Origin of the sequence: Hymenobacter puniceus (assembly GCF_014333525.1) — a bacterium.
GTDB lineage: Bacteria > Bacteroidota > Bacteroidia > Cytophagales > Hymenobacteraceae > Hymenobacter.
The window spans coordinates 943549-955523 of sequence record NZ_JACSCX010000001.1 but is presented as its reverse complement, the minus strand read 5'-3'; the positions used below and the strand labels follow the sequence as shown (position 1 = coordinate 955523).

Annotated in this window: 11 protein-coding genes; 3 read left to right on the top strand and 8 right to left on the bottom strand. The window is 60.4% G+C overall.

Annotation, left to right across the window (positions count from 1 at the left end; all coding sequences use genetic code 11):
• Positions 1-107: 107 nt before the first annotated feature.
• The 3 genes from H8B14_RS04075 to H8B14_RS04065 all read right to left on the bottom strand — a co-directional run bounded on the left by H8B14_RS04075 (position 108) and on the right by H8B14_RS04065 (position 2774).
• The gene (locus H8B14_RS04075; protein ID WP_187314298.1) at positions 108-1181 is read right to left on the bottom strand and encodes a DUF6268 family outer membrane beta-barrel protein; all 1074 of its coding nucleotides are present in this window, start codon (positions 1179-1181) and stop codon (positions 108-110) included.
• A 91-nt stretch (positions 1182-1272) separates the two neighbouring features.
• Positions 1273-1728: a DUF2147 domain-containing protein gene (locus H8B14_RS04070; protein ID WP_187314297.1), complete on the bottom strand. Its 456-nt coding sequence runs from the start codon at positions 1726-1728 to the stop codon at positions 1273-1275.
• 575 nt (positions 1729-2303) lie between these two features.
• On the bottom strand, positions 2304-2774 hold the full coding sequence (locus tag H8B14_RS04065) for a cold-shock protein (protein WP_187314296.1): 471 nt from the start codon (positions 2772-2774) through the stop codon (positions 2304-2306).
• Positions 2775-3169: 395 nt separating this feature from the next.
• Here H8B14_RS04065 and H8B14_RS04060 point away from each other — a divergent pair, with 395 nt between their 5' ends.
• Positions 3170-4033: an SDR family oxidoreductase gene (locus H8B14_RS04060; protein ID WP_187314295.1), complete on the top strand. Its 864-nt coding sequence runs from the start codon at positions 3170-3172 to the stop codon at positions 4031-4033.
• Positions 4034-4062: 29 nt separating this feature from the next.
• Here H8B14_RS04060 and H8B14_RS04055 read toward each other — a convergent pair whose 3' ends face one another.
• Positions 4063-4638, bottom strand: coding sequence for a pseudouridine synthase (locus tag H8B14_RS04055; RefSeq protein WP_187314294.1), 576 nt, complete (start codon positions 4636-4638; stop codon positions 4063-4065).
• Positions 4639-4893: 255 nt separating this feature from the next.
• Here H8B14_RS04055 and H8B14_RS04050 point away from each other — a divergent pair, with 255 nt between their 5' ends.
• Positions 4894-6378, top strand: a complete 1485-nt coding sequence (locus tag H8B14_RS04050; protein WP_187314293.1) for a pectate lyase family protein — start codon at positions 4894-4896, stop codon at positions 6376-6378.
• Between the two features lie 199 nt (positions 6379-6577).
• Here the strand turns inward: H8B14_RS04050 and H8B14_RS04045 are convergent, their stop codons facing one another.
• Positions 6578-7246, bottom strand: coding sequence for a head GIN domain-containing protein (locus tag H8B14_RS04045; protein WP_187314292.1), 669 nt, complete (start codon positions 7244-7246; stop codon positions 6578-6580).
• Positions 7247-7453: 207 nt separating this feature from the next.
• On the opposite strand from H8B14_RS04045, the gene H8B14_RS04040 reads away from it, so the two are divergent.
• Positions 7454-8122 carry a T-complex 10 C-terminal domain-containing protein gene (locus H8B14_RS04040; RefSeq protein ID WP_187314291.1) on the top strand — a complete coding sequence of 223 codons (669 nt, stop codon included), beginning with the start codon at positions 7454-7456 and terminating at the stop codon, positions 8120-8122.
• A gap of 389 nt (positions 8123-8511) precedes the next feature.
• Here H8B14_RS04040 and H8B14_RS04035 read toward each other — a convergent pair whose 3' ends face one another.
• From H8B14_RS04035 to bla, 3 genes are all read right to left on the bottom strand, one after another.
• Positions 8512-9642 carry a hypothetical protein gene (locus tag H8B14_RS04035; protein WP_187314290.1) on the bottom strand — a complete coding sequence of 377 codons (1131 nt, stop codon included), beginning with the start codon at positions 9640-9642 and terminating at the stop codon, positions 8512-8514.
• Positions 9643-9811: 169 nt separating this feature from the next.
• The gene (locus H8B14_RS04030; protein ID WP_187314289.1) at positions 9812-10681 is read right to left on the bottom strand and encodes an AraC family transcriptional regulator; all 870 of its coding nucleotides are present in this window, start codon (positions 10679-10681) and stop codon (positions 9812-9814) included.
• 442 nt (positions 10682-11123) lie between these two features.
• Positions 11124-11876: a subclass B1 metallo-beta-lactamase gene (gene bla, locus H8B14_RS04025; protein ID WP_187314288.1), complete on the bottom strand. Its 753-nt coding sequence runs from the start codon at positions 11874-11876 to the stop codon at positions 11124-11126.
• Between the last annotated feature and the right edge of the window lie 99 nt (positions 11877-11975).

Here is an 11975-nt window from a genome sequence, read left to right as displayed (position 1 = left end):
AGCCGCTGCGGCAAACGTACCAGTCTGGCCAGATACCAAAAAGCGGTGGCAGCTCCTGAGAGCTGCCACCGCTTTTTGCTTGAAAAACACAAGGTGTTGAGTGCGTTTTATGGGCTAACCAGGTTCAGGCTGAGGTTGAAGTACAGCGGATTGGTTAGCTCGTTCTGATAGAGCGAAGGCTCGGAGCCCAGCAGGCTTTCCCGCTCGCCGGTAGGGTTTTGGTCGCGGAAGGCGTCGTTGCGGTAGTTGTAGCGCAGGCCGGCCTGCGCCGACACCCACACGAAACCCGTCAGCTTCTGCTCGTAGGTCAGGCGCGGCTTCAGTTCACCCCGGCGCAGGTACACGTCGCCCAGCCCGGCGTCGCCGAGGTAGTACACGTTGCCTTCCAGCTCGTAGCCGAATTTCAGCAGCGCCGTGGTACCGAAATTGCGCCGGATTTCAGCGCGGGCCGGAAACACCACTTCGCAGCCCCACTGAGGCGTAAATGTGCGGTTGTAGAGTACCACCGGAATGTAAAGCAGCTGACCGGCGCGGTAAGTCCGGCTCACGCCCAGGCCCCATTGCAGGTTGTCGTTGGGTTTCCAGCCGTAGATGGCTGTGGCGCTGTACGTCAGGTGCTTAGAGCTGATGTCGCCGGGCCTGCGGTAGTTGCCGCTGGCGTCGGCGTTCAACTGCACCAACGCAAAGTGCTTGATATCGAAGGGCTTGAACACGGTGGCGTTGATGCCAGTGGTGCGCAGGCCGTCTTCCAGCTGCCGGAAGTACACCGAGCGCTCGGGGTTGGCAATGTCCAGGCCAGTGTTCCAGTAGGTCAAGCCCAGGTTCACGATGACGTTGTTGCGCGAAATCACCGGCGCATTAAAGCCCAGCCGCAAGCCACGGGCCGAGTTGATTTTGGTTTCAGCCGTGGTCGGCTCACCGGTAGTGCTAAGCGTGTGCCGGCCCGTGGAAGTGAGCGTGTAGGGCAGCTGGGCCTCATAACCCACCGAAATCAGCTTGGTAGGCGAGAGGTATAACACCTTCTGAGTGGCGTAATTGGTGCCGCCTTCGGTGGCGTCGCCAAACTCCTCGAAGTTTTCAAGGGCTGGAGGAGCGGCCGTGGTGGTAGTATCCGTAACCTGGGCCAGCGCCGGGGCCGAAGCCAGTAGCAAAGCCAGAAGTGGGGCGTAACGATGGATCATAGGGCAGGAAGAAGATGGAAGCAACCAAAAAAGCCGGCTTCGGTTGCCTGCCGGAGCAGTAACCGAAGCCGGTGAGAAACCGCGCTGGTATTTACTTCTTTACCTGCCGCTTCCACACGTCGGTCCGGCCGAACAGGGAAACGCCGATGAAGCCCCTTACTTCCAAGGTATTGGCATCGGTCAGAGTCATTTCGCAGCTGTAGTCGCTGCCATTCTTGGGGTCGTAGATGCTGCCGTTTTCCCACTTGTTTTCGCCCGTGTAGGCGAAGTTGCGCATGTTCTCCAGGCCCTTCAGCGGCGTTTTGCGCTTGGTTTCGTCGGGATTATTGACGTCGGTGCGAGGCGTGCCGTCAGGGTTGTTGGGCACTTTCAGCCACACAATACGGCCGAAGTATTTGTCGCCTTTCTTGTAAATCTGGACCATGCCAGTACCCTCGCCGTTTTTCCAGACTCCAATAACGGCATCGGGGTTGGGGGCCGCCTGAGTAGCGACAGTGGCTAGCAGCAAGCCTACCAACAGCAGGAAGCTAAGAAAACGTTTGATCATGGGGGAATTGAAAAAAGAGGTGAGAAGTGAGTTTGGAAGCTAAAAATATTGAAAAAGGCGTATTGTGTCGGCAAAGTCGAAAATCATTCTGCGGGCCCGCATCCAAAACCGGTGCTAGCACATTGCATATTGCCTGCCAACCACTGCGTTGCGCGAACTATTGTATACAGGCGGTTCGGCACCAATGAAGGGGAGGCTTTACACCTCTGCAGGTATAGAGCTCAGGCAGCTCCGCGGAACGCGTGCGGGAAAATCAGGTCTGTGCATCGGGGCAATGTTATCTGCAGGACAGCAAGTTTCGGTGGCCACTACACCATGCAATTCCACAATCGTGCCAAGTGCTCTGCCCGAAGAAAACACTAGCTGCTACATTCCTAATCTACTCTGAGACTGGCATTATTCCCGCTGGGCGGCCTGTTGCAAGCAGGCCCTGCCTATTGCTCTATCGGGTTTGTGCGCTGGCACTTTCATGCCCACCAGCCATACCAGTATGCTCCGCTCAGGCTAGCTGAAATGCCAAGCGGCCGCAGCTCTCCGGAGCTGCGGCCGCTTGCGCATTGTAGTAAAATCGGGGCCTACTCGCCGCCGCCTACTTTCACGTTGAAGGCACTCGGACCCTTAGGGCCCATTTCCACCTCGAAGCTCACTTTGTCGTTCTCCTTGATGGTAGTACCGCTCGACAGACCGTTGGCGTGCACGAAGATGCTCTGCTGCGTTACAGAGTCCTTGATGAAGCCGTACCCTTTAGAGTCGTTGAAGAAGGTCACCTGGCCCTTGCGGATCGGATCTTCCTGCTCCATGTCTTCCTGGCGCATGGCACCCAGGCGGATGTCCTCTACCTTGATTTCCTTTTTCTTCTTGGTTGGGTCCGGCGGCGTAGACGTGATGTTGCCGTTCTCGTCTACGTAGGCGAGCATTTCGTCCAGGGGCTGACCTTTCTTGGCGTTGGCCTGGCGCTCTTCTTTCTTCTCTGCTTTTTCGTTGCGCTTCTTCAGCCGCTTTTTCTCATTTTCCTTCTTGCCGAAGGTTGCCTGCGATTTGCCCATGCGTGGTATGTAGTGGTATGATTGCCGAATGGCGTGTGTGGAGATGTTGAAAGCCCTCTTACGATAGCTGTATTATAGGTAAAAACCGATATTCAGCCCGTATGGTTCACAAGATAGGCTCACGGTCAGGAGAAGGAGATAAACCTGCCCGGGGAGCATCAGTTAAGGTATAAAAATAATTGCATAACTGCACGCAGCCGGGGCCGCGAATTCACAAAGATACGGAGGGCAAGGCAGCTTCGGTTACGGCCTGCTGCGGGAAATTATACGGTGCGGCTCACCAAGCTAATCTGCCCTAAAGCGGCCACCGGTTTCCGCAACCTGGCATCAGGTGCAACTGCGCTTCTTTGCAGCCGTTAGGATAAGCTCATTATTCATGTGAAAAAGCCATTCTGATGTCCGATAAACCATCCCTCTTTCCGCCCCAGCACCAAAGCGAGCAACCGGGCCTGGAATCCAAAATGACGCCCCAGCCCGAATACATCCGCGAAGGATACCAGGGTGCCAACAAGCTGCGCGACAAAGTAGCCCTGATTACGGGCGGCGACTCTGGTATCGGGCGGGCGGTGGCCGTGCACTTTGCCCGCGAAGGTGCCCACGTCGCCATCGTATACACGCCCCGCGAGCAGGAAGACGCCGAGGAAGTGCTGCGCTTGGTGGAAGCTGAAGGCCGCCGCTGCGTGCTGCTCTCCGGCGACCTGAAGCAGCCTGCCTTCTGCGAGGAAGTGGTGCGCCGCACCGTGCAGGAGCTGGGTGGCCTCAACATTCTGGTCAACAACGCCGCCGAGCAGAACTGGCACGACTCGCTCACCGAAATCAAGGATGAAGAGCTGGACTCTATCTTCGAGCTGAACATTAAGTCGTTTTTCCGCATCACGCGGGCCGCGCTGGAGCACCTCAAAGAAGGCGACTCCATCATCAACACCTCGTCGGTGAATGCCTTTGCCGGCAATGAGCAACTGATCGACTACACGTCCACGAAAGGGGCCATTACGTCCTTTACCAGGGCGCTGGCGCTGCAGCTGGCTTCTAAAGGCATCCGCGTAAACTCCGTAGCGCCGGGCCCCATCTGGACGCCGTTCATTCCTTCGTCGGCGGGCGCGCTCAAAGTAGCCGTGTTCGGCCGCGACACGCCTATGGGCCGCGCCGGGCAGCCATCGGAAGTGGCGCCAGCCTATGTGTTTCTGGCATCTGAAGACGGTTCCTACTTTTCGGGCCAGACGCTGCACCCCAACGGGGGGCGTGTGGTGAATGCCTAGTATCCAAAGACACGAGTGAAACCGGATTACTACAGCAACTCAGGCACTTCCTGCACTTCGCCGGGCTGCAGGCTGCCCAGCACAATGCTGCCGATGCGCACCCGCACCAGCCGTAGCGTGGGGAAGCCGACGGCGGCCGTCATTTTGCGCACCTGGCGGTTTTTGCCTTCCGTCACGGTGATGCTGACCCAACTGGTGGGGCCGTGCCGGTCGTCGCGGATTTTGCGGATGCGGGGCGGCAGGTCGGGGGCGTGCTCCAGGCGGAAGGCGGCGCAGGGCAGCGTCAGGTAGTTGCCTTCGGGAATACTGATTTCTACGCCCTGCTGCAATAGCGCCACGGCTTCGTCGGTGATGAGGCCATCCACCTGGGCGTAGTATTCCTTCTCTACGTCTTTGCGGCGCACCCGCTCACTTACGCGGCCGTCGGTAGTGAGCAACAACAGGCCTTCGCTGTGCTCGTCGAGGCGGCCGATAGACATGGTGCCTTCGGGAAAGTCGTGCAGCGCCCCCAGAAATTTCTTTTTGCGGGCCTCGCGGGCGTCTTCGCTACGAAACTGACTAAGGTAGCCGAACGGCTTATGCAACAGGAAATGGCGGTGATTCATGCAACAGCAAAAACAGGAAGCAGCCAGCTGAGACCAGGCTGGCCGGCATACGCTAACCAGGCAGGCAGCAGCCCGGAGCATCGGCGGCACGAAGCTACGAAAGGCCCTGCCGGCATATTCGCAGCAAAGGCTGCCTGAGGTGGTGTCCGGTGGCAACGTTGCCGGCATCGTTTGCGCAAAGAAATGCCTATGGGCGTGCAATGTTGCCGCTTCATTTGGGGTAGGTTGGGGGAAGCCTCTATTCTGCCCCACCCGATGCCCCACCTTCCACCTTTCAACTGTGTTCCTGTTGCTCGCCGCCGCTCTGGCTTGCTGCCCCTGCTGCTTGTAGGTCTAGCTGCCACGCCGGCCGTGGCGCAGCAGTTGGCGTTTCCGGGGGCCGAAGGCGCCGGGCGCTTCACTAGCGGCGGGCGGGGCACGGCAGCCGTACCGACCACCGTATTCGAAGTCACCAACCTGCTCGACGACAACCAGCCCGGCAGTTTGCGCTACGCCCTCAGCAAGCCGGCTCCGGCCCGGACGGTGGTGTTTCGGGTGTCGGGCACCATTCATCTGCAGGCGCCGCTCACCATCAGCCAGCCCAACACCACCGCGGCGGGCCAGACAGCGCCCGGCGACGGAATCTGTCTGGCCGACTACCCGGTGAGCGTGAAGGCCCATAACGTCATCGTGCGGTTTGTGCGCTTCCGCATGGGCGACCGGCACCAGAACCAGGGCCAGGTAAACGGCGGCGGCGGCGACGATGCCTTCGGCGGGCTGCGCAACAACCGTTTGATAGTCGACCACTGCTCGATGAGCTGGAGCACCGACGAGGTGCTGTCGGTGTACGAAGGCGACAGCACGACGCTGCAATGGAACCTGATCAGTGAGCCGCTGAATTACTCCTACCACTTCGAAACCGGCGACAAGGACTTCGAGCGGCACGGGTTTGGGGGCATCTGGGGCGGGCAGCACGCCACCATGCACCACAACCTGTTTGCGCACTGCAACAACCGCACGCCGCGCTTCAACGGCAGCCGCTACACGCACCCGGCCGGCTACGAAAACGTGGATTTCCGCAACAACGTGCTCTACAACTGGGGCGAAAACAACGTGTACGCCGGCGAGGGCGGCAACTACAACATCGTGGGCAACTACTACAAATACGGCCCCTCCACCAACCCCAAAGTAAAGGCCCGGGTGCTGAACCCCTACAAAATCACGGAAGGCAAAAACCCGCTGCCCTACGGCAGATTCTACCTCAGCGGCAACTACGTGGATGCCAGCGCCGACGTGACCCGCCACAACTGGCTAGGCGTGACGATGAACGGCGGTACCGCCGCCGATACCGTGCTGGCCCAGGCCGCGCAGCCCTTCGACCTGGGCCCAGTAGCTACGCAGGCGGCACCGGACGCCTACCGGGTCGTGCTGCAGAGCGTAGGCGCCATTCGCCCGCGCCGCGACACGCTCGATGCGCGCATCATCCGCGACGTGGTGACGCGCACGGGCCGCCTGATTGACGTGCAGGGCGGCTACCCGCATGGCACGCCTTACAGCGTGTCGGAGCGGGCGTGGCCGGAGCTGCGCAGTACGCCTGCTCCGCCCGATACCGACCACGACGGCATGCCCGACGCTTGGGAAAAAGCCCACGGCCTCAGCGCCACCAACCCCGCCGACCGCGCTAAAACCGCCCCCAACGGCTACACCATGCTGGAAGTGTACCTCAACAGTCTGGTGGCCGCGCCCACCGATAAGCAATAGTTGGATCGGGTTTGAGGCAAGCCAGACTGGGCATAGGCGTGACTTCTGCTTTCTATCAGAACGTCATTCCGAGCTTGCCGAGGAATCTCGCGTGCTGACGTCTGATTACCGTTGCAACGTCAGCACGCGAGATTCCTCGGCAAGCTCGGAATGACGTTCTTTTAGCCAGTTACGACTAGTCACTAACGACGCAGCGGGTTTAGCGCGTCACGCGGGCTTTGCCTTTGTTGCGCACGTCGCTGGCGCCGGAAGCGCGCGAGGTCAGGCTTTCCTCTACGAACACGTAGGCATCGGAAGCGCCGGAGGCCTGCACGTCGGCGGTGCGGCTTTGCAGCTCGGCGGCGTGGTAGTCGCTACTGCCGCTTACCTGCACCTGCTGGCGCTCGGCGCGGCCGGCCAGCTTGATATCGGAGGCGCCGGAAGCGCGCACAGTCAGCGTCTTGGTGTCGAGGCGCAAGGTCACGTCGGAAGCGCCGCTGGCCTGGATAGTGAAGTTGTCGGCCGTGAACGTGGAAGTGCTCTTGATATCGGAGGCGCCACTGGTTTCAATGCCGGTCAGGCGCGGGCAAGTCACATACACCGTTACTTTCTTGCTGTTGAACAGCTGGCTGGGGGCGTTTTTGTCGCGGTAGATCTGTAGCGTGCCGTTCTGTACTTCCGTCACAATGTATTTCTCCAAGTCACTTTCGGTCTGCACTTTCACTTGCGTGGTAGCCCCCTGCACCAGCACCACGTCGCAGGCGCCACTGGCCCGTAGCTTGCTGAATGAGCCCACGGACCGCATTTGCTGGGCCTGGGCGCCCGCTACAAAAACAACACTGAAAACGGCGACTACGGCCGCGGAACGGAGAATGGAAGAAGTGCGCATGAGCAAAAAAGAATAAGAGGGAAATGGAAGATAACCACAGCGTGCAGGAAGCCAGATGCCGCAGTGTTGCCGGGCGTTGCCTGGCCATGATGGTTTTTTTGTGGTGCCGGTGTCGAACCGGCTGGTGGCAACCTGGCCGCAACCGCAGCCGTAACAGGCTCCATTATAGCCAGCGGGCTATATGTTGTTTCCATTGATTTTCCTTTTATGCACAAGACCCTGCTTTTTGTATCGGCCGCGGCTACGTTGCTGGCCGCTTCCTGCTCCCAGGACAAGCCTGCCGCCGTTGATGCCGCTACCACGCCTTCAGCCGATACGGCTGTAGTAGTGAATGAAGGTGCCGGCACGAACACGGACACCACCGCTTACCGCACTGATGCCGACCGTCTCGCCGACCAAATTGCTGCCGACCTCAAGCTGACGGATACGGTAATCGTGACGCGCATCGAGAAAACCTACTACACCCGCGGCCGCCGCCTCAACGACATCGAAACCAGCTATTCTGCCGACACCACCGGCCGCTACGCTGCCATCCGCCAGGTGAACGACGACACGGACCGTGAGGTGCGCACCATCGTCACGGACCCCAACCAGTACAACACGTACTCGTCGAACCGCGACACGTACTACGCCGGTACGCCGTATAGCATCGAAACGCCCAACGAAAGTGCTGCCCCGGCCCGCGTAGCTCCGGCCCGCCGCAGCGGCCCCAGCATCGTGAAATACGATAAGAAAGCCAACGGCGAAACCAAAATCGTGTACTCCAATGGTACCACGGTGAAGGTGGACAAGGATGGCGACCGGAAAACCGAGTATTCCAATGGCACAAAAGTGAAGCGCGACGCCGACGATGGCAAGGTGAAAGTGAAAGACTAGCTTTCAGCGTTTCTTAACACACAGAAGCCCCCGCACCAGGTTGGTGCGGGGGCTTCTGTGTTGAAATAGGCTAAGGGCTACCCGCGCTTGAACAGCAAGTTGAAGGCCCAGCCCGGTGTGCTATTTCAATACCCGCCAGCAGGGGGCTCAGAACCTGCAGCGCCCCCTGCGCCTGGTGGGCCAGGCGGTAGGCAGTAATAATTCTTACAGCGCCACACAGCTTAGCAGATCCTACGACGCGCCGCCGTTTGTGCGCCAAAATACGGCTGCCACGCCGCTATAGCCGATTATCGTGTCCGTATTCCAGTGTCTACATTGATATATTACTGCCCTATCCGAAAAGCCTTTGGCGTGCTACACGCTAAAGGCTTTCCACTGTATGCACCAGCTCAACGAATGATGCCGTAGCTGCGCAGCTCTGCGTCGATGCGCTGGTTCCAGCGGTCCTGAGTGGCAGCGTCCTGGCCGTGGTGGGTTTCCAGGTCATACTGGTCCTGCAGGCGGTTCATTTCAGTGAATGATTTCAGGTACTGCAGCTGCAATATGCTGTTGTAATCTTCTACTGTTAGGCTGTCGGTGGTGGCTTTGCGCCGGAACCGCTCGGCCACCAGCCGCACAATATCGAAGTGGCGCTGCTCGTGGTTGAGGTTGAACGGCGTCTTCTGGCCGGGCCCCACCCAGGAACTGCTGCGCACCACAAACACCTGCAGCGTAATGCCCAACTGCACCACCCCGCGCACCACTCGTGGCTGCCCCCGATACGCAAACCCCGGAAACACGGTGGCCGCGTAGTTGCCCGGCCGCGGCCGGCCCGTGAAATCATCCCAGCGCAGGGGCCGGGCGGGGTCGTAGAACAGCGTGTCGGGCTCGGTCTGGCGCACGTCCTGGCGGAAAGTGGGATGCACGGCCGTGGCAAGGCGCACGTCGTGGTCGGCGGCCTGGGTCATCCAGCTATTGAAGTAGCGTAGCGCATCGGCCAGGGTTTGGCGCAACGTAGGCTCCACCACGGCCTGGCTGGCCAGCGTCCGGCCGTAGCGGGCCCCACCACTGTACTCTGTGAGCAGCAGAGGTGGGCCGTCGGGACGCAGCCACTCAAACGCCAGCCGGACACTGATCCGGCCTTCCACCTGCCCGCCCGGCGCGGCCGTTTCCTGCACCCGCAGCTCCTTTATCCGGACAACAACGGGCCGTAGTCCGGCGGTGCGCGGCAGGCTTTTCCAGGCAAACTGACGCAGTGCCTCCGCAGCGCCGCCCTGCAAATCAGTAGCGACCGGAACGGCTGTGGTGGCGGCGCCAGTGGGCACCGGCAGCAGCCAGGCCACCGCCTGGCGGTCGGCCCGGTCGTCGCGCACCTCGGCAATGGTGAAGGTGGTGGGCGCCAGACCGAGCGGTGCCGGCAGCAGCAGAATTGGCTTAGGAACCCCAGCCGGAACGGCGCCCAGCAGCAAACCCAGCAGCGGCAGCAGCCAGCATATTGCCGGTAAAAAACGGGGCGTAGTCAGGAAAGAAAAAGCAGGCATCATTTGCCATACAACCGCCCGGCAGCGCACGTTCCGGCACAGCCAGCAGAACGGCGCTAACTAGAACAGTGCTGGTAGAACAGTACCATCAGAACGAAGCCAGAAGAACGTCATTCCGAGCTTGCGAGGAATGACGTTCTTCAGATCGTCGCCTCGCTCCGGTGCGCGCTTACGCTGCTGCGCGCTGCTTGCGGTATTCGGTGGGACTGTAGCCGGTGTAGCGCCGGAAGGTTTTGTTGAAGTGCGACAGGTTGTTGAAGCCACTGGCGTAGCACACCTCCGTCACTGACAGCTCCTCATCCATGAGGCTGCGGCAGGCCTGCCCGACGCGGTATTCCTGCAGAAACTCGGTGAGCGTGAGGCGCGTCATCTTCTTGAAGTAGCGGCAAAACGCCGGCACCGACAAATGCGCTACCTCCGCCACCTGCTGCACCGACAGCGTGGCCCGGAAATAGTGCTGCTCCACAAATTGGTACACCCGGCTCAGGCGCTGCTGTTCCTTGCCGCTCAACGCCTGGCTGCCAGCGCCGGCGTGCAGCGGCGTGTAGTCGTCGGGTGCGGCCTGGGCCAGGCGCTGCAGCACCTGCAGCAGCAGTAGCAGGCGCGCGAAAGGCGGCGCGTGCAGCAACTCGCGCAGCAGGTCGCCGGCTGCCGCGCGGGTCATACCCCCAAACGAAAGGCCTTCGTGCGAGCGGGCCAGCAAATGCCGGATGTCGGCCAGCTCGGGGTGCTGCCAGAACTCCGGCCCCAGGAAATCGGAGCGGAGCTGCACCACAATTTCCTCGAACGGCGTGCCGGCCGGCAGTCCGTAGCTGAACGTGAGGTGCGGCAGGTCGGGCCCGATGAGTACCAACTCGCCTTCCTCGAAGCGCGAAATGTGCTGCCCGATATGGCGCCGGCCGCTGCCTTCCGGAATGTACACTAGCTCGTACTCGGGGTGGTAGTGCCAGAGCAGGCCGGCACTCTGCACCTGGGTGTAGTGCAGCAGCGTAAACGAGCTGTCGGCGGTCGGGTGGATAGGCTCAAACTGCAGCTTCATGACGGAGTAATGCTTTACTGGCTGATACTTCTGGCGAAATTAATACATTAAGTCAATACAGCACCTGCATCGGCTAACTACGACGTAGTAACCCCCTGATTAACTGCCGAAATTGTGTCACGATTCAGGCCTGCTGCCGAACACCGGTTTCAATTGGTTTTTTCACCCAGCAACGGCCTGCTTTCACCAGCAACACAAAGTGGACAGTGGAGGGTTGAAAAGCAGCTTTCCAGTCCCTTTCTGATAGAAAACAGCTGGCGCAAGTCAGTAGGCAGATGGTGCGCCGGCGCTGTCTGCCACCAGCATCCAGCGGCATTGGGTGGGAATTTTGCCGCTGGCCCGTTCGCCGATTTCGTCGACGGACGTTAAAAAAGCTGAGACCGTTCGGTCTCAGCTTTTTTCGTTTTCAGCCCGCCAATTTTATCGTTCCGGCCGTGCCGTTCTACCGGGCATTGAGTGCCGTTTGGGGCTTGCGGGGCGCGTTGCGCAGCAATTTCAGGGTGTGGCTGAGCAGTTCGGGGCTGCCCCACTGGCCTTGTCCGGGCACCAGCACTTCAGCGCGTGGGTAGCGGGTTTGCAGCTTGCGCAGCGTAGTGGTCCACTGCTTCAGATTGGTGTCGGCGGTACTGTTCAGGCTTTGCGCGGCAGCTTCCTGCAGCAGGTCGCCACCGAACAGCACGCGCTGCTTGGGCAGCCACGCTACCAGATTGTCGGGGCTGTAGCCGGGGCCAGGGAAGAACAGCTCCAGCCGCGTCCGCCCGGCCCGGATTACGGTATAGGGCTGAATGGCCGGCGTCGGTGCCCCGAAGGGCAGCCGGGCCGCCAGCCGGGCCGTGAGCGGCGTGCTGTACACCTTAATATGGTTGGCGCGCAGCACCGCCAGCCCTGCCAGCCGCGCCCCTTGCGCCTGCGACACCACCACCAGCCGCACGCGCTGGTGCAGGCTGTCGGATATCCACTGCAGCAATTCCAGTGTCTGCTCCGGGTCCCAGGCCGTATCAATGAGCAGTGCGCCTTTCTTGGTGCTGACGATCAGGCCATTGGACGCCGCCAACTCGGTTTTACCGGCGTAGCGGTGATAAGACGTGTGCACGAACACATTGGGCGCCACGCGCCGCACCTGTAGGTGCAAGGCGGCGGGCCGGGGCCGGGCCGGTGGGCCAGCGGCCGCCTGATTACCAAAAATCAAAGTCAAAACCGCTGGCAAAACCAACCGGCGTACGTAGCGCCACGGGCGCAAAAACGGAACTAACATTCAGAAAAAGCAATGAACAAGCTCCCCTAACGGCACACC

Coding starts and splice junctions, on each gene's coding strand:
- H8B14_RS04075 (WP_187314298.1), bottom strand. CDS start 1,181: ATGATCCATCGTTACGCCCCACTTCTGGCTTTGCTACTGGCTTCGGCC.
- H8B14_RS04070 (WP_187314297.1), bottom strand. CDS start 1,728: ATGATCAAACGTTTTCTTAGCTTCCTGCTGTTGGTAGGCTTGCTGCTA.
- H8B14_RS04065 (WP_187314296.1), bottom strand. CDS start 2,774: ATGGGCAAATCGCAGGCAACCTTCGGCAAGAAGGAAAATGAGAAAAAG.
- H8B14_RS04060 (WP_187314295.1), top strand. CDS start 3,170: ATGTCCGATAAACCATCCCTCTTTCCGCCCCAGCACCAAAGCGAGCAA.
- H8B14_RS04055 (WP_187314294.1), bottom strand. CDS start 4,638: ATGAATCACCGCCATTTCCTGTTGCATAAGCCGTTCGGCTACCTTAGT.
- H8B14_RS04050 (WP_187314293.1), top strand. CDS start 4,894: ATGCCCCACCTTCCACCTTTCAACTGTGTTCCTGTTGCTCGCCGCCGC.
- H8B14_RS04045 (WP_187314292.1), bottom strand. CDS start 7,246: ATGCGCACTTCTTCCATTCTCCGTTCCGCGGCCGTAGTCGCCGTTTTC.
- H8B14_RS04040 (WP_187314291.1), top strand. CDS start 7,454: ATGCACAAGACCCTGCTTTTTGTATCGGCCGCGGCTACGTTGCTGGCC.
- H8B14_RS04035 (WP_187314290.1), bottom strand. CDS start 9,642: ATGCCTGCTTTTTCTTTCCTGACTACGCCCCGTTTTTTACCGGCAATA.
- H8B14_RS04030 (WP_187314289.1), bottom strand. CDS start 10,681: ATGAAGCTGCAGTTTGAGCCTATCCACCCGACCGCCGACAGCTCGTTT.